General features: G+C 70.6%; 13 protein-coding genes. 3 read left to right on the forward strand and 10 right to left on the reverse strand.

The features are described from left to right. The first annotated feature begins 47 nt into the window (after positions 1–47). On the forward strand, positions 48–1,439 hold the full coding sequence (locus ACTJIL_RS10780; RefSeq protein WP_440755508.1) for a TolC family outer membrane protein: 1,392 nt from the start codon (positions 48–50) through the stop codon (positions 1,437–1,439). An 82-nt stretch (positions 1,440–1,521) separates the two neighbouring features. Here ACTJIL_RS10780 and waaA read toward each other — a convergent pair whose 3' ends face one another. Further along, positions 1,522–2,820, reverse strand: coding sequence for a lipid IV(A) 3-deoxy-D-manno-octulosonic acid transferase (gene waaA / locus ACTJIL_RS10785; protein WP_440755509.1), 1,299 nt, complete (start codon positions 2,818–2,820; stop codon positions 1,522–1,524). Between the two features lie 192 nt (positions 2,821–3,012). On the opposite strand from waaA, the gene lpxL reads away from it, so the two are divergent. After that, on the forward strand, positions 3,013–3,936 hold the full coding sequence (gene lpxL / locus ACTJIL_RS10790; protein ID WP_440755510.1) for an LpxL/LpxP family Kdo(2)-lipid IV(A) lauroyl/palmitoleoyl acyltransferase: 924 nt from the start codon (positions 3,013–3,015) through the stop codon (positions 3,934–3,936). Between the two features lie 414 nt (positions 3,937–4,350). Here the strand turns inward: lpxL and ACTJIL_RS10795 are convergent, their stop codons facing one another. The 6 genes from ACTJIL_RS10795 to ACTJIL_RS10820 form a co-directional block, all read right to left on the reverse strand. Continuing rightward, complete coding sequence (locus ACTJIL_RS10795) at positions 4,351–5,703, reverse strand: O-antigen ligase family protein (RefSeq protein WP_440755511.1); 1,353 nt, start codon at positions 5,701–5,703, stop codon at positions 4,351–4,353. Continuing rightward, positions 5,681–6,841: a glycosyltransferase gene (locus tag ACTJIL_RS10800; RefSeq protein ID WP_440755512.1), complete on the reverse strand. Its 1,161-nt coding sequence runs from the start codon at positions 6,839–6,841 to the stop codon at positions 5,681–5,683. The genes ACTJIL_RS10795 and ACTJIL_RS10800 overlap by 23 nt, the downstream gene beginning before the upstream one ends. A 35-nt stretch (positions 6,842–6,876) precedes the next feature. Beyond that, a complete protein-coding gene (locus tag ACTJIL_RS10805; protein WP_440755513.1) occupies positions 6,877–7,077 on the reverse strand; it encodes a zinc-finger domain-containing protein in 201 nt (66 codons plus the stop codon). A gap of 441 nt (positions 7,078–7,518) precedes the next feature. After that, complete coding sequence (locus tag ACTJIL_RS10810) at positions 7,519–8,232, reverse strand: pirin family protein (RefSeq protein WP_440755514.1); 714 nt, start codon at positions 8,230–8,232, stop codon at positions 7,519–7,521. Between the two features lie 82 nt (positions 8,233–8,314). Then, the gene (locus ACTJIL_RS10815) at positions 8,315–8,902 is read right to left on the reverse strand and encodes a YceI family protein (RefSeq protein ID WP_440755515.1); all 588 of its coding nucleotides are present in this window, start codon (positions 8,900–8,902) and stop codon (positions 8,315–8,317) included. Between the two features lie 61 nt (positions 8,903–8,963). Continuing rightward, positions 8,964–9,551, reverse strand: a complete 588-nt coding sequence (locus ACTJIL_RS10820) for a malonic semialdehyde reductase (protein ID WP_440755516.1) — start codon at positions 9,549–9,551, stop codon at positions 8,964–8,966. Between the two features lie 151 nt (positions 9,552–9,702). Between ACTJIL_RS10820 and ACTJIL_RS10825 the strand changes: the two genes are divergently transcribed. Further along, complete coding sequence (locus ACTJIL_RS10825; RefSeq protein ID WP_440755517.1) at positions 9,703–10,653, forward strand: mitochondrial fission ELM1 family protein; 951 nt, start codon at positions 9,703–9,705, stop codon at positions 10,651–10,653. 86 nt (positions 10,654–10,739) lie between these two features. Here ACTJIL_RS10825 and ACTJIL_RS10830 read toward each other — a convergent pair whose 3' ends face one another. The 3 genes from ACTJIL_RS10830 to ACTJIL_RS10840 all read right to left on the reverse strand — a co-directional run bounded on the left by ACTJIL_RS10830 (position 10,740) and on the right by ACTJIL_RS10840 (position 17,202). Then, on the reverse strand, positions 10,740–11,894 hold the full coding sequence (locus ACTJIL_RS10830; protein WP_440755905.1) for a PQQ-dependent sugar dehydrogenase: 1,155 nt from the start codon (positions 11,892–11,894) through the stop codon (positions 10,740–10,742). A gap of 524 nt (positions 11,895–12,418) precedes the next feature. Further along, positions 12,419–15,397 (reverse strand): bifunctional [glutamate--ammonia ligase]-adenylyl-L-tyrosine phosphorylase/[glutamate--ammonia-ligase] adenylyltransferase, encoded by a 2,979-nt coding sequence (gene glnE / locus ACTJIL_RS10835; RefSeq protein WP_440755518.1) that lies wholly within the window; start codon positions 15,395–15,397, stop codon positions 12,419–12,421. A gap of 176 nt (positions 15,398–15,573) precedes the next feature. Next, entirely contained in the window at positions 15,574–17,202 is a 1,629-nt protein-coding gene (locus ACTJIL_RS10840; RefSeq protein WP_440755519.1) for a phytoene desaturase family protein, read from the reverse strand. Between the last annotated feature and the right edge of the window lie 166 nt (positions 17,203–17,368).

The following is a 17,368-nucleotide window of genomic DNA, read 5'->3' on the forward strand; positions in this document are numbered from 1 at the left end:
AATCCCCGCGCCCTGAAACCCAGTGCCCTGATCCAAAGGAACCCCGCATGAGCCGCCGCCCCCTCGCCCTCGCGCTCGCCCTGGCCGCCCTGTTGCCGGCCTCGGCGTTCGCCGAAGACCTGCTGCAGACGTACGAGCTCGCCCGCACCGGTGACCCGCAGCTTGCCGCGGCCGAATCCGGCCGCCTCGCGCAGAAGGAAGGCGCCGTGCAGGCGCGCGCCCAGCTGCTGCCGCAGATCAACGGCAGCGCCTCGCTGTCGCGCTCGCACGTGGCCGGCCAGGACTACTCGGACCCGACCACGCGCAGCTACAGCGCCAACCTCGACCAGACGGTCTTCAACTGGAGCAGCATCGCCAACGTGCGTGCGCAGAACGCGCTCAGCCACGCGGCCGACTACGACCTGGAGGCCGCCGGTGATTCGCTGATCACCCGGACCTCCGCCGCCTACTTCAACGTGCTGGTGGCGATCGAGACCCTTTCCGCCGCCGAGGCGGCCGAGACCGCGCTCAAGCGCCAGTTCGACTACGCCGACAAGCGCCTCGAAGTGGGCCTGGCGCCGATCACCGACGTCCACGAGGCGCGTGCCCAGTACGACAGCGCCCGCGCCAACACCATTGCCCAGCGCAACGCGCTGGCCGATGCCTACCAGGCGCTGACCGAGATCACCGGCACCCGAATCAGCAACCTCAAGGGCCTGCCGGACGACTTCCGGCCCGAGCTGCCGGCAGGTGGAGACGCCGACACCTGGGTCGCCTCGGCGATGGAGAACAACCCCTCGCTCAAGTCAAGCGAATACCAGGTCAAATCTGCCGAGCAGGGCGTCTCGTCCGCGCGCGGCGGGCACTATCCGACGCTGAGCTTCGGTGCCAGCTACGGCAACCGGGACAGCTGGGGCGGGCCGGAGTTCATCCCCGATCCCACCGATCCCACGTCAACGACGCGCGCGGGCGAAAGCCGCGGCATCGGCCTGACGCTGACCGTGCCGATCTTCTCCGGCGGCGCCACCCAGTCGCGCGTGCGCGAGGCGATCGCCAACCGCGACATCCGCCAGGACCAGTTCGAGCAGCAGAAGCGCGCCGTGGAGCGCAACACCCGCAACTCGTACCAGACCCTGGTGGCCGGCATCAGCGAGATCGAGGCGCGGCGGCTGGCCGTGGTCTCCGCCGACGCGGCCTACGACGCCTCGCAGGTGGGCCTGGAAGTCGGCACGCGTACCGTGCTCGACGTGCTGATCAACCAGCAGAACCTGTTCAACGCGCGCCAGGCCTATGCCATCGCGAAGTACAACTACCTGCAGAACCGGTTGTTGCTCGACCAGTCGGCCGGCTCGCTGGAATACACCGACGTGCAGGACGTCAACCGCCTGCTCACCGTCGATGCCAATGCGCAGCTGTCGACCGAATCGGCGACGCCATCCAGCGAACCGCAGGCGCAGTAAGCCCCGCCTCCATCTGTTGCTTCCGCGGCCCGGCCCATGCCGGGCCGCCGTGTTTTCAGGCGCCCTGTCCGCGCCAGTTCGTTCAGGCCGGTTTGCGCGGCAGGTCCCGCCCGACCAGACCCAGCGTGCGCGCGAGCGCACCGCGTCCCTGGGTCACCAGCGCCATGCCGGCTGCGGTCATCGCGGCGCGGCGCGCGTCGTCGGCGAGCAGTGCCTCGATCGCATCGCCCACCGCATCGGCGTCCTCGCCCACGCACATCGCATCGACGCTGCGCATCTGCCGGGCGATGTCGGCGAAATTGTGCAGGTGCGGCCCGGTGACCACCGCGGTACCGACCGCCGCCGGTTCCAGCATGTTGTGGCCGCCGATGTCCTGCAGGCTGCCGCCGACGAACGCCACCTGCGCACAGGCATAGAAATCCATCAGCTCGCCGAGGGTGTCGATCACGAACACCGCGTCGTCCTGGTCGGGCCAGCGGGTGAGCCGGCGCGTGGCCACGCGCCAGCCGGCGTCGATCGCGGCCTGCGACACCGGCCGGAAGCGTTCGGGATGGCGTGGCGCCCACAGCAGCAGCAGGTCGGGCCAGCGTTCGCGCAGGCGCCGGTGGATCGCGACCACCGCCGCTTCCTCTTCGGGGTGGGTACTGGCGGCGATCCATGCCAGGCGCGCGCCGGCATGCGTGCGGAACGTGGCCACCGACGCTTGCCAGCGCGGATCCATCGCGATGTCGAACTTCAGGTTGCCGGTGACCACGACCGCGTCGCGGTCGGCGCCCAGGCGCACGAAGCGCTCGCCATCGGGCCGCGACTGCGCGGCGATCTTGCGCAGCGTTCGCAGCGCGCGCCCGACCAATGCCCGCAGTACCCGGTAACCGCGCAGCGAGCGCTCGGACAGGCGCGCGTTGACGATGTAGACCGGAATGCCCTGGTCGCGGCAGCAGAACAGCAGGTTCGGCCACAGCTCGGTCTCGACGATCAGCCCCAGGCGCGGCCGGTAGTGGTTGAGGAAGCGGCGCACCGCGCCGGACAGGTCGTAGGGCAGGTAGACGTGCTCGACGCGGTCGCCCCACAACGCGCGCGCACGCGATGAACCGGTGGGCGTGATTGTGCTTACCAGCAGGCGCAGGTCCGGCCGCTCACGCAGCAGCGCGTTGATCAGGGGCGCTGCCGCACCCACCTCGCCCACGGAAACCGCGTGGATCCAGACCGTTTCGCCCTGCGCCTGCGCGCCGTACGCGGCGTAGCGCTCATTCCAGCGCTGGAAGTACTCAGGCTGGCGGAAACCGCGCCAGATCAGGTGATACACCGTGACCGGCACCAGCAAATACAGCGCGGCCGAATACAGGGCGCGCAGCAGGTGTTCGATCGGGTCGTTCCGCATCGGGGAAGGATAGCGAAGAAGGCCGTCGCCGGTGGTCGGTGGCCGGTGCGCCTGTGGTGGAGATCACATGGTGTGAGCGGCCATGGCCGCGATGGATCCGATGACAACCGCATCGCAGCCATGGCTGCTACCACAAGGATCCATCGCTGCACGGCCCGCCGGCCCTGCGCTTGCCACCGGTAGAATCGCCGCATGAGCGCAACTCCCGACATCGGTCCGCCCCCCCTCGGCCCGCGCCACTGGCCGGCATGGCTGGGCATCGGTGCGATGGCGCTGCTCGCACGGCTGCCGTGGTCGTGGCAGCGCGCGCTCGGCCGGCCGCTGGGCGCGCTGCTGCGCACGCTGCTGGGCGAGCGCCGTCGGATCGCGCAACGCAATCTCGAACTGTGCTTCCCGGAGCTCGATGCGGCCGCGCGCGACGAACTGCTGCGCGAGCATTTCCGGTCGCTGGCGATCGGCGTGTTCGAGTTCGCGCGCGCGTGGTGGGGTTCGGTCGACCCGCTGCGGCGCGGGATCGAGGTCGAGGGGCTGGAACACATGGCCGCCGCGCGCGCCGGCGGCCGCGGCGTGATCGTCGTCTCCGGCCACTTCACCACGCTGGAAGTCTGCGGCCGGCTGATGTGCGACCACATCCCGCTCGCCGGCATGTATCGCCCGCACGCGCAGCCGGCGATGGAATGGGCCGTGCGCCGCGGCCGCGCGCGCTACGCCGCGGCGATGTTCCCCAAGCAGGACGTGCGCGGCGCGGTGAAGCACCTCAAGCGCGGCGGCCTGTTGTGGTACGCCCCCGACCAGGATCCCAGCCGCGGCGACAGCGTCTACGTCCCGTTCTTCGGCCAGCCGGCACACAGCCTGACCTCGACCCACCAGCTCGCGCGCATGTCCGGCGCCGCCGTCGTGCTGTTCCAGCACGCCCGCCGCGCCGATGGCGGCTACTCGCTGACGCTGCGACCGGCGCTCGACGACTACCCTTCGAAGGACGCCGCCACCGACACCGCGCGGGTGATGGCAGGCATCGAAACCATGGTCCGCGCCGCGCCTGCGCAGTACCTGTGGATCCATCGGCGCTTCAAGCGGACGCCGAACGGGGTGTCGCCGTACGCCGAAAAGGTCTGATCGCCGGAGGCCTTGTGGGAGCGGCCATGGCCGCTCCCACAAGGATCCGCTGTCGCTGTGCTTCGCCTTTGATCTTCGGGGCCCCTCCGAAGCGGCGGAGCCGGCGGGCAAAACCCGCAAGGGCGCCGCACATGGATGTGCGGCGTTTTCCGCGAGGGCAGGATGCCCTCTCGGAAAATTCCCGCCGGCTCCGCGAACCCGATGCGCAGCATCGGGCGCGCAGGCGGGGTGTGCTTTCTTTGCGCCAGGTTTCTTTGCACAAGCAAAGAAAGGTGGCTCGCGCCGTCACGGCGCGAAAGCTTTTGATCTTGGCGCGGCAGAAGCAGCTCGCTTGCCCCCTCATCCGGCGCTTCGCGCCACCCCCTCGCGGGGACAGCCTCTTCTCCCGCAAGCGGGGGAAGGGCTGCGGGCGAATCATTCCGTCGCGGCGACTTCGCCCTGCACCAGCTCCCGCCGCGCCAGCAGGCTGCCCGCGAACAACGCCACCAGCAGCAGCGTCAGCCCGCCCCAGAACGTCGAATAGAACGCCAGGTGCGTGTTGAACGGGAACACCGTGACCCCCAGCGCCAGCATCGCCGGACGCGCCCGGTCGCGTGCGCCGTCATCCGCGTAACGCCATGCGCGCCACGCCAATGCTGCGCCGGATAGCCACAGCAGCAGGCCAAGCAGGCCGGTTTCGCTCAGGATTTCCAGCACGATCTGGTGCGCGTGGAAGGCCGGGCCCGAGCCCCAGGCCGGAATCTCGTCCGGTTCCGGGTCGCAAGCCGGGAACGCCTCGCGGAAGCTGCGCGCGCCAACGCCATTGACCGGATGTTCGCGCGCCATGCATAGCGCGGCCCCCCAGATCCGGCCGCGCCCGGACAGCGCGTCGTCCAGCCCGGTCTCGTCGGCGGCCAACGCCTGCGCCGTGCGTTCGACGCGGTCGCGCACCTGCGGCACGGTCAGCGTCAATGCCAGCAACAACGCGCCGCCAAAGACGAACACGCCGGCCAGCTTCTTCCAGCCCAGCAGGCGCCAGCCGGAGAACACCAGCACCAGCGCGTAGGTGACCCAGGAGGCGCGCGCGCCGCCGAGCAGGATCACCACCCCGACCAGCGCCGCCGCGACGATCCAGCCCACGCTGCCGAAGCGGCGCCCGGCGACGTACAGCACGAACGGCGACAAGCTGGCCAGCACGATGCCCAGCTTGAGGTTGCAGGGCCCGAGGACGCCGCTCAGGCGGTCGACCACCGCGATCTCCTCCGCGCTGCACATCGGCTTGTGTTCGATCAGCTGCTTGAGCGCATCCAGCCCCCAGAACAGCGGGCTGGTGCCGGACAGCGCCTGCAGCAGCGCGTCCAGGGTCCAGATGCCGGCGATGACCGCCAGGCCACCGAAGGTGATGCGCCGGCCGCGCCTGTCGGCGACCGCGGAGGCGACCAGCCACAGGAACGGCAGGTAACGCAGCGCGGTGGCCGCCTTGTAGAACGCGTGCCGGGTGTCGACGGCATCGAACGCCGAGAGCAGTTGCGGCAGCCAGTAGGCGAAGAACAGCGCGCTGGTCAGCGCCCAGGCCGGGCCGCTGAGCAATTCGGTGCCGCCACGGAAGCGGGTGACCAGCAGCTTGATGATCGCCGCCAGTGCGCCGAGCACCAGCACGCCTTCGGCGATGCCCGGCGCTGGCCACAGCGCGACGAAGGCCAGCACCCAGTAAGGCGCCCAGCGCCAGCCGCTGCGCGGCGCGGCGGGGACGATGCCAATGGCGTCAGCGGCGGTCGGATGGGTCATGAGCCAGTTCTTGGTAGACGGCGAGCGTGGACTGCTGCATGGCCTGCAGCGAATAGCGTGCGACCAAGGCCGGCATCGTAGCCCGAAGGGTATCGTTTCGCGCAGTGGCATCGTCCAGCAGCGCGCGCGCGCCGGCGTGCAGCGCGGCGGCATCGAACGGCGCAACGGCGCCGGCCGGCTGCAGTTCGCGCAGCAGCTCGCCGGCGCCGCCGTGTGCCCAGCCCAGCACCGGGCGCCCGATCGACAGCGCCTCGATCACGGTACGGCCGAAGGCTTCGGGCTTGCGCGACAGTTGCAGGACCAGGTCGCTGGCGGCGTAGGCGTTGGCGATGGCGGCCGTCGGCGGCGTGATCGCCAGCGCATCGGCAATGCCGAGCACGCCGGCCTGCGCCTCCAGTTCGGCGATGTAGTCGGTGCGCGTGGGTTCGCGCGCACCGGGCATCCACAGCCGCGCATCAAGTCCATCGCCGCGCAGCCGCGCGAGCAGCGCCAGCGCATCGGCATGGCCCTTCAGGCGCGTGCCGCGGCCGGGCAGCAGCAGCAGCGGGCCGTCGCCATCGAGCTGCGGATGCTCCGCGGCCACGCCGGCGCGCGCGGCGCGATCCGGCCATGGTGCGGGCGGGAACGCCGCGGGATCGATCCCGCGCGGAATCACCCGCAGCTTCGTCGCATCGGTCCGCGGATAGTGCTGCAGCACGTAGTCGCGCACCGTCTCCGACACGCAGACCACGCGCTCGCCGCGGGTCATCACCGCGCTGTAGCGCGAGGGCGAATTGAGCCCATGCACGGTGGTCATGAAGCGGGGCCGCTGCGCGCCCGGCATCCCACGCAGCGCGCGCCAGCCGATCCATGCCGGCAGCCGCGAACGCGCGTGCACGATGTCGACGCGCTCGCGCGCCAGCAGCTCACGCAGCGGGCGCACGGTGTGCAGGGTGGCCAGCGACTTGCGGCCGATATCAAGTTCGAAGTGCTCGGCGTCGCTGGCCAGCAGCTGCGGCACCAGCCGCCCGCCGGCGGACACGACGATCGCGCGATGCCCGGCGTGCACCAGCGCATCGGCGATCTCGAGGGTGGAACGTTCGACGCCACCGGACTCCAGCGCCGGCAGCAGCTGCACGACGGTCAGCGCGCGTGGCATGTCCGGGCCGGCCGGGACGACGGTCGCGGCCGGCCTCAGTCGACGAGGACGAAGTGCGCGCCGCAGTACGGGCAATCGGATTCGCCGCCCTCGTTCTCGATCGGCAGGTAGACGCGCGGATGCGAGTTCCACAGCCCCATCGACGGCAGCGGGCAGCTCAGCGGCAGGTCGGCGCGATGCACCTCATAGCGCTTCTGGGCGTTGGCTTGCGCGGGCGTGGCGTTGGCTGCGGTCATGGCGAAAGAAGGCCGGAATGCGGGAAGCGCGCAGTTTATCAAGGCGGAGCCAGCCCGGCCCATTTCCCCCGCTTTTCGGCCTGGCAGGGGCGAAACCCAGGGTCAATCGGCGCAATCGTGCCCGGCTGCCAAACTCCTGTGCCTGTGCCTGCGCTCTTGCTTCTGAAGATCCAACCGCCCAACCAATGCCGGCAGACCCGGAGGGCGCCGCACAGGACGTGCGGCGTTTTTCTACGGGGCAGGATGCCCCTTAGAAAAATCCCCGCGTCAATGAATCGCCCGGTTAGCCCTGTACGGGGAAGCGTTTTTCTTTGCTTCGTTTCTTTTGACGCTTATCAAAAGAAATGAAGTCGCCGAAGGCGAAAGCTTCTGACTTTCGCCGTTAATCATCATTTCGGATCTCCGCGGCCGGATCCGTGAAAGAAGCAAGGATCAAGAGCCTCAGGCCGGCAGGTCGAACAGCAGCACGTCGGCAACCACTTCGCCCGCGACGCCCTCGACATGCAGTTCGCCCGCCTCACCCGAGTAACCAATGGCATCGCCCGCCACCAGCGCCCGGCCGTCGACTTCGGCTGCGCCCTGCGCCAGGTGCAGCCAGTACCTCCGCCCCGGCTGCAGCGTGAACGCCGCGCTCTCGCCCTCGCCCAGGCGCACGCCGTGCAGCCAGGCCTGCTGGCGGATGGCGAGGCTGCCATCGACGCCGTCGGGCGAGGCCAGCGTCGCCCAGCGGCCGCGGCGGGCCTGCGGATCGAAGCTTTTCTGCGCGTGCGCGGGCGGCGGGTTGACGCGGTCGGGCTGGATCCAGATCTGCAGGAAATGCACCGGCGCGTCCTTCGACGCATTGAACTCGCTGTGCTCGATGCCGTGGCCGGCGCTCATCCACTGCAGTTCGCCGGCGCGCAGCACGCCTTCGCCGCCGTTGTCGTCGCGGTGCGCGAGCGCGCCGTCGAGCACGTAGCTCAGGATCTCCATGTTGGCGTGGCCGTGCGGCGGGAAGCCCGCGCCCGGCGCGACCCGGTCCTCGTTGATCACCCGCAGCGGACCCCAGCCCATCCACGACGGATCGTGGAAATGGCCGAACGAAAACGTATGGCGGCTGTCGAGCCAGCCGGTTTTGACCTGGCCGCGGTCGGCGGCGGCGCGCAGGACCTGCATCGGGGTTGTCCTCGGGTGGAAGGTGGAAACGAAACCGCCGCGCCGTTGCGGGCGCGGCGGCGACTGGGTGGCGCGGGCGCGCTTACTCCGCGGCGCCGGCCTTGGGCACCATCGCCTCGGTGGTGATGCGCAGCTTCACCTCGTCGCTGACGTTGGGCACGTACATCGCCAGGTTGAAGTCGCTGCGCTTGATGGTCGCGCTGGCATCGAAGCCGATCGCCGGGCGCTTGGCCATCGGATGGTCGGCGGCCTTGTTCAGGGTCACGTCCAGCACCACCGGCTTGGTGATGTCCTTGATGGTGAGGTCGCCGGTCACCTTCAGCTTGCCTTCGCCCGCGGCTTCGACCCGGGTGCTCTTGAAGGTCGCGGCCGGGAACTTGGCGGCGTCGAAGAAATCGGCGCTCTTCAGGTGTTCGTCGAAGTCGGGCACGAAGGAATTGAGGCCGGACAGCGGCAGCGTCACCTGCACGCTCGAGGCCGACACATCGTCGGCGTCATAGACCAGCGTGCCGTCGGCCTGGCCGAAATGCAGCGACGGATTGGAGAAGCCGAAGTGGTTCCACTGCGCGATCACGTCGGTGTGGTTGGGGTCGAGCTTGTAGCTCAACGGCGCGGCGAAGGCGGAGGCGGCGAACAGCGAGAGGGTGGCGGCAAGAACGAGGCGCTTCATGGGGATCTCCTGGTGCAGGCCCGTTTCCGGGCCTGGGAATGGGGTGGAATGGTGGTCGTGCTCACTCGATCCGCGCGGCTTCGTCGAAGCCCAGCCGCGGCGAACGGCCGAAGATGCTGGCCGGGTCGCCCTGGCCGAGGTTGACAAGGAAGTTGGATTTGATCGCCGTGCCCTTGAAGAAGGCGTCGTCGACCATGGCGTTGTCGAAACCGGACATCGGCCCGGTGTCCAGGCCCAGCGCGCGCGCGGCCAGGATCAGGTAGGCGCCCTGCAGGCTGCCGTTGCGGAACGCGGCCTCGCGGCGGCCGTCGCGCGGGCCGTCGAACCACGCCTTGGCGTCGGTGTGCGGGAACAGGTAGGGCAGCTTTTCGTGGAAGTCCTCGTCGAAGCCGACGATCACCGTGACCGGCGCGCCCATGGTCTTGTCGTGGTTGCCTTCCGACAGCGCCGGCTCGAGCCGGGCCTTGGCGGCCTTCGACTTCACGAACACGAAGCGGGCCGGCGACATGTTGGCGCTGGTCGGGGCCCACTTCAGCAGGTCGTAGAGCTGGTGCAGGGTCTCGTCGCTGACCTCGCCGCTGAAGGCGTTGTAGGTGCGGGCGGTGCGGAACAGCTGGTCGAGGGCGGCGTCGGACAGGGCAGCGGTCATGGGGCTCCTTGCGGGCGGGATCTTGCGGGTTTGATGACAAAAAACGGGCACGGATCGTGCGTCGAGGGCAGCAGTGTAGAGTTCCGGGGGGGATGCGACAGCCCTATCGCCGGAACGTATCGCGCGCCAATTCAGAACAATAGGTCGATATTTGATCGATTACACACAACTGTGCGCCATCAGCGACGGCCGCGCCGGCAACGCCCGGCAGGCCGGTGCACTGGCCGCCACCCTGGCCGAAGAAGGTGAACCCGGCAGCTGCACGCTGTCGCCGCGCGCGCCCTGGCGCTGGCTGGCGCCGCGCCGCCTGCCCGGCAGCGCCGGCGCCTTCGGCGACGACTTCGCCCGCCTGCTCGCCGCACCGCCGCGTATCGCCGTCGGCTGCGGCCGCCAGGCGGCGCTGGCCACCCGCCTGCTGCGGGCGCGCGGCGCCAAGGCCGTGCAGGTCCTCGACCCGCGCATCGACCCGGCGCACTGGGACATCGTGGTGGCACCGATGCACGACGGCCTGTCCGGCGCCAACGTCATCACCACCCTCGGCAGCCTGCATCCGGTCGACGACGCTTGGCTGGCGCACGCGCGCGCGCAGTTCGCCGCGCTCGAAACCCTGCCGCGGCCACGCACCGCGCTGCTGGTCGGCGGCGGCAGCGCGCACGCGCGCTTCGATCTCGCCGCGTTCGAGGCGCTGGCCTCGCAACTCGACGCCGCGCTGGCCCGAGACGGCGGCAGCGTGCTCGCCACCGCATCGCGCCGCACGCCGGCGGATGTGCGCCAGGCGCTGCGCGACCGCTATCACGGCGTCGCCGGCCTCGCCTGGTGCGACGAGGCCGACGGCCCCAATCCCTACCCCGGCCTGCTGGCCTGGGCCGACCGCATCGTCTGCACGCCGGACTCGGTGAACATGGTGTCCGAAGCCTGCGCCACGCCCGCGCCGGTGTTCGTGTTCGAACCCGACCGCGTGCACGGGCGCCCGCGCCGTTTCCTCGACGCGCTGCTGGCCGGCGGCCGCATCCGCGCGCTGGACGCCACGCTGGCGCCGTTCGACGTCGAACTCCTGCGCGAAACCGCGCGCGTCGCCGCCGAGATCAAAAGCCGCCTGTAGGAACGCCCCCGTGGGCGCGGCAGGCGGGCGATGCTCCATCGCGCCCCGCAATGTCGCCGCAGCCAGATCGCGCCCATGGGGCGCTCCTACAGGGCAGGCGTCAGCTTGAGCAGGCGCGCGCCGGCACCGTCCTCCAGCAGCCAGATCGCGCCGTCCGGCCCCTGCTCCACTTCGCGGATGCGCTGGCCCATGTCGTAGCGCGCCGCTTCGCGCGCCCGCACGCCGTCGAACTGGATCCGCACCAGCGCCTGCGAGGCGAGGCCGCCGATGAAGCCGTGGCCGCGGAAGTACGGGAACATCGATCCCGAATAGATGACGAAGCCCGACGGCGCGATCACCGGCGTCCACCACGCTTCGGGCGCGTTGAAGTCCGGCCGGGTGTCGTGGTCGGGGATCGGGGTGCCGTCGTAGTTGTCGCCGTTCGACACGATCGGCCAGCCGTAGTTGGAGCCGCGCTCGACCAGGTTGAGTTCGTCGCCGCCCATCGGCCCCATCTCGTGCTCCCACAGGCGCCCGGCTGCGTCGAACGCCAGCCCCAGCACGTTGCGATGGCCGAGCGTCCAGACCTGCGCGGCGATGCCGCCCTGCGCGACGAAGGGATTGTCCGCCGGCACGCTGCCGTCGGCGTTGAGCCGCACGATCTTGCCCAGGTTCGACTGCATGTCCTGCGCCGGCGTGGCCTGCTGGCGTTCGCCGGAGCTGATCCACAGCTTGCCGGCGCGGTCGAACGCGATGCGGTGGCTGTAGTGCGCCGTGCCGTTGACCTTGGGCACCTGGCGCCAGACCACCTGCAGGTTGGACAGGCTGCCGCCCGTGCCGGCGTCGAGGGTCAGCGTCGCACGCGCCACCGCGGCGCCGCGGGTGTCGCCGTCGCCCGCTTCCGCATAGCTCAGGTACACCACGTGGTTGCTGGCGAACTGCGGGTGCAGCACCACGTCGCCAAAGCCGCCCTGCCCGCCGTAGTCCACCGCCGGCACGCCGACGATCTCGCCCATCTGCCGGCTGGCCGGGTCGAACAGGCGCAGGCGACCAGGCTTCTCGGTGACCAGCAGCCGGCCGTCGGGCAGGAAGGTCATCGCCCAGGGTTGGTCGAAGCGCGCGTACTCGGTCTTGACGAACGGTTGCGCCGGCACCCGCAGCGCCGGCAGCGGGCCGCCGGTGACGTGGGGTCTGGCGGCGGCACTCGCGCCAGCGATCTCTTTCGAATGTCCGCCGACAGCCATGCGGCGGCGACCGGCCACATCACCGCGCCCGATGACGGCATCGGACGCGTCCGCGTGCGGTGCATCGGCTTCGCGCGCGCCCGCTTGCCTTGCACTGGCGGCCTGCGCAGTGACGCCATCGGCGGTGACCGCGACGCGATCGCAGCCGATGACAAGCAGGGCAAGACAGGCGATGACCGGCAGGGCCTGGCGCATGGGGGCGCTCGCTGCGGGAATTGTGTCGCTGGTTATACGCCAACGCGCGGGAGGGCGGCGCCCAGATCGGCAAGGCATCGCCGCGCCGCAAGCACCCCGCCTGCGTCCTGCTCCTGCTTGTCGGATGCCGTGCGGCTTGCCTGAAGCAGCCCTTCTCCCGCTTGCGGGAGAAGGGCTGGATTCGTGCGGGCCTCCGCAACGGGGGAGGAATGGAATCGCGCGCGCTTCCGCAGGCGGGAGGTGGGCGGGATCTGCGCGAACCCCGCACACGAGAGGAGGACTGATTCGCGCGAGTCGAGGCGGAACAGCTCGCTCCAGGTCGCATCGCGCAGGCGGAACAGCCCGCTTCAGGTCGCGTCACGCAGGCGATGCATCTCCTGCGTATCCTCGCGCGGCGCGGCGCGGCGCTCGTCGAACACCAGGCCTGCGCCACGGACGCCCGCGCGCACGGCTGCGCGGGCGGCGCTGACGGCATCGTTCTCCACCACCCAGCGGCGACGACGGTCGAGCGTGCAGTCCAGCCCGGCGGCGAGCAGGACGCCGTGGGCGTCGCGCAGCGCCACCTCGGTGTCGTCGTCGAACGCGCCCGTCGCCATGCAGGCATCGATCAGCCCCGGCGTGTCGCGCGGTTGCAGCAGCGACGGCGCCTGCGCGGCGTCGCGCAGCACCAGGTACTGCAGCAGGAATTCGAGATCGACCAGCCCGCCCTCGCCCTGCTTGAGGTCGAAGCCGGCGTCATCGCTGCGGTCGAGCTCGGCGCGCATGCGCCGGCGCATCGCGTCGACGTCCTCGCGCAGCGCCGCGGCGCCGCGCGGGCGGCCCAGCGTGTCGTCGCGGATCACGCGCCACGCATCGCCCAGCGTGTCATCGCCGGCGACGAAACGCGCGCGCACCAGCGCCTGGTGTTCCCAGGTCCAGGCGCGGTGGTGCTGGTAGTCGTCGTAGCTCGACAGCGTCGACACCAGCAGACCCTTGCCGCCGTCGGGGCGCAGGCGCACGTCGATGTCGTACAGGCGCCCGGCGGCGGTGACGGTGCCGAGCAGGGCGACGATCTTCTGCGCCAGCCGCGCGAACCAGCGCGGCGCGTCCAGCGGGCGCGCGCCGTTGGATTGCACGTCCTCGCCTGCGTCCATGCGCGGCGCGTCGTACAGGAACACCAGGTCGAGGTCGGAGCCGAAGCCCAGCTCCTCGCCGCCGAGGCTGCCGTAGCCGACGATGCCGAAGCGCGCGCCCGGGACGTCGCCGTGGGCGCGACGCATCTCGCGCAGCGCCAGCTGCAGCACCACGCCCAGCACCGCATCGGCCAGCCACGCCAGCTGGCGCGCGCTGTCGCGTGCGTGCTGGCGGCCGTCGAGCGTGGCCAGGGCGATGCGGAAGCTCAGCGCCTGGCGGGTCTCGTTGAGCACCATCAGCGCGGCCTCGGTGTCGTCGTGGGCCAGTGCCTGCGCGCACTGCGGCGCGAACGCGTCGCGCTCGGGCAGCGGTCCGGCGACGCGCGCGTCGAGCAGTTCGTCGAGCAGCAGCGGCAGCGAGGCCAGGCGTTCGGCGAGGAACGCGCTGCGCACCACCGCGTCGACCAGCCGCGACAGCGCCGCCGGCTGTTCGTCGAGCAGGGCGAGATAGCTCGCGCGGCGCAGGATGTTGTGCAGCAGCGCCAGCAGGCGCCGCAGCACCAGCTGCGAATCGATCGCGCTGCCCGCGGCCTGCACCAGCACCGGCACCACGCGGTCCAGGCGCGCGCGGGCGTCGTCGGACAGGTCGCGCACGCCGGGCGTGCGCACGAAATCGCGCAGCGCGGCGTCCGCCGCCGCGGGGTCGACGTAGCCGGCATCGGCCAGGGCCGACGCGTCGCCGCCTTCGGGCAGCGCCTGCCAGTAGCCGGCCAGTGCGCCGGCATCGGGCTTGCGTCGGCGCGGCGCCAGCAGCGCGTCGAACTCGTTCGCCACCTGCGCGCGCACTACGTCGAGTTCCGCGCGCAGCGCCAGCCAGTCGGTGTATCCAAGACCTGCGGCGATGCGCGAACGATCGTCCACGTCGTCCGGCAGCACATGGGTCTGCGCGTCGCGCAGCATCTGCAGCCGGTTCTCGAGCCGCCGCAGGTGGCGATAGCCGGCCACCAGCGCGTCGCGGCTTTCGATGGACAGATGGTGCGCCTCGCACAATGCGTGCAGCGCGCGCAGCAGGCTGCGGCCACGCAGGACGGCGTCGCGGCCGCCATGGATCAGCTGCAACGCCTGGGCGAGGAATTCGATCTCGCGGATCCCGCCCGGCCCGCGCTTGATGTCGTCGGCCAGGTCCTTGCGCGCGACCTCGGCCGCGATCGCCGCCTTCATCGCGCGTAGCCCGTCGAGCGCGCCGAAATCAAGGTAACGCCGGTAGACGAACGGCCGCAGTGTCTTCAGGAATGCTTCGCCGGCTTCGATGTCGCCGGCCACCGGGCGCGCCTTCTGCCACGCGTAGCGCTCCCAGTCGCGGCCCTCGCGCTGGAAGTACTGTTCCATCGCCGCGAATGACAGCGCGACGCGGCCGGCATTGCCGAACGGCCGCAGCCGCAGGTCGACGCGGTGGCAGAAGCCGTCCGCCGTTACTTCGTCGAGCAGTTTCGCCAGCTGTTGCCCAAGCCGCGCGAAGTACGCCTCGGCCGCGAGCGGACGCGGGCCATCGCTTTCACCATCGTTGGCGTAGGCGTAGACCAGGTCGATGTCGGAACTGAAGTTGAGCTCGCCGCCGCCGAGCTTGCCGAGGCCGAACACCACCAGCCGCTGCACCTTGCCGTCGCGGTCGCGGACCACGCCGTGGCGCGCGGCGAAGTCGTTCTCCAGCGCGGCCAGCGCCACCTGCAGGCACTGTTCGGCCAGCGCGGTGCTGCCGGCCAGGGTGGCGTCGACATCGTCGAGCCCGTGCACGTCGCGCCAGACCAGGCGCGCCGAGCCGGCAGCGCGATGGCGGCGCAGCAGCGCCGGCCAGTCGCCGCGGTTGTCGACGGTGAGCGGCGGTAGCAGCGGCGGATCGGCGCCATCGTCGGCGGCCAGCCGCGCCAGTAGGTCGGGCTGGCGTGCCAGCACCGCGATGGCGAAGTCGCTGGCGACCGCGACCCGGGCGAGCTTCGCGCGCAGCCCCGGGCTGGTTAGGACCTCGGGCGTAAAGCGGGCCAGCGCCCGTGCGATGGCGGGGGTCTCGGGAGTCGTCGGAGGGAAGGCGGCGTCGTTCACGCCGCGATTGTGGCATCGGCCATAAAAAAAGCCCGGAGCGGCGAACCGCTTCGGGCTTTTGCTCCCTCCCCCACGTCGGGTGCGGATTGATCGTGAAGGATTCGTTAGTGGCATTGCACGCTGCAGTGCAAAAGAGGACTGGCGGGTTCAGGAATCCCCCGCTTCGGGTGCGCCGGCCGGTCGTCAGATCCGGCGGCGGCCGTGAATTGCGGGAGCGGCCACCGCTGCGATCGCTGCGCGAGGGCGTCCATCGCGGCCATGGCCGCTCCCACACAATCCGTTGGGCCCAACTACGGCCGCGGGCCGCGCTTGAGGTCGCGCAGGATCTCGCGGGCCGCATTGCGGCCGGGCAAGCCGGTGACCCCGCCGCCCGGATGCGTGCCGGAGCCGCACAGGTACAGGTTGCCCAGCGCGCCGCGGTAGTTGCCCTGCCCCAGCAATGGGCGCGCGCTGAACAGCTGGTCGAGCCCCAGCGAGCCATGGAAGATGTCGCCCCCCACCAGCCCGAACGTGCGCTCCAGGTCCAGCGGCGTCAGCGCCTTGTAGCCCAGCACGCTGGCGCGGAAGTTCGGCGCGTACACGTCGACGGTGTCGATCATCAGGTTCGCCACCGTGTCGCGATGCGCGTCCCAGCCGCCGTCGACATCCGGATGCACGTGCTGGCAGAACAGGCTGGCCACGTGCGCACCGGGCGGCGCGAGCCGGCTGTCGACCAAGGTGTCGTCGAGCGTCGACGAGATCACCAGTTCCACGATCGGCGCCCGCGCCCAGCCCGGATTGTGTTCCTTCGATTTGGCATCGAAGTAGGCCTGCTCGAAGTAGCGCAGCGACGGCCCGATCAGGATCCCGCTCTGGTGGTGCGGCTGCAGCTGCGTGCCACGCGCGGCGTTGAAGTCGGGCAGTTCCGACAGCGCCACGTTCATCCGAAACGTGCCCGAGCCGCAGCGGTAGCGTTCGATCCGCTGCGCGGTGTCGTCGTCGAGCACGCCCGGCTCGACCAGTTTCGTGTACAGCAGCTTGGGGTTGAGGTTGGATACCACGGCGCGCGCGCGGATCTCGCGGCCGTCGGCGAGCAGCACGCCGGTGGCCTTGCCTTGCGCGACCAGCACCTGCACCACCTCGGCATCGGTCTCGACCACCACGCCGCGCGCCGCGCACTCCTTCGCCATCGCTTCGGTGATCGCCCCCATGCCGCCGATCGCATGGCCCCACACGCCGGACTTGCCATTGACCTCGCCGAACACGTGGTGCAGCAGCACGTAGGCGCTGCCGGGCGTGTACGGACTGGCGAAGTTGCCCACCACCGAATCCCAGCCGAGCACGGCCTTCAACGGCTCGGACTCGAACCACTGGTCAAGCATCTCGCCGGCGGACTTGGTGAACAGGTCGAGCAGGTCGCGACGGCCGCGCATGTCCAGGTGCTTCAGGTGCTTCGCCACCGACAGCGACGCCAGCCAGTCGGCGAGCACGAAGCGGTCGCTGACGTTCGGCGGCGTGCGCACCATCAGTTCGCGCAGCACCGCGACCACGCGGTCGAGCATCGCGTAGTAGGCCGGCAGGCGCGCGGCATCGCGCACCGACCAGCGCGCGATCTCGGCCGGCGTGCGTTCGCCGCCGAGGCGGAAGGCGCGGCCGTCGGGCAGCGGCAGGAAATTCGCGTACGGCCGCTCGGCCACGCGCAGGCCGTGCTCGGCCAGGCGCAGGTCGGCGATGACTTTCGGGTTGAGCAGGCTAACGGTGTAGCTCGCGCTGGAGTTGCGGAAGCCGGGGTGGAATTCCTCGGTCACCGCCGCACCGCCGACGATGCCGCGCCGTTCCAGCACGCACACCTTCAGTCCCGCGCCGGCGAGATAGGCCGCGCAGACCAGGCCGTTGTGGCCGCCGCCGATGATCAGGATGTCGCTGTCTCGGGCACTCATCGATTCATTCCGGAGCCGGGGTCTAAGCCCTCCCCTTCGAGGGGAGGGTTGGGTGGGGATGGATTTGATCTTCGTCGCGCGAGCCAATGGCTCGCAAACGCTCCTCTTCATCCCTGGAAGAGGAAGGAGACAAGCGGTCGGCCGCGCGGTTGCATGGCCGCGGACA

This window comes from Luteimonas sp. 22616 (genome assembly GCF_052044325.1).
In the GTDB taxonomy this organism is placed as follows: domain Bacteria; phylum Pseudomonadota; class Gammaproteobacteria; order Xanthomonadales; family Xanthomonadaceae; genus Luteimonas.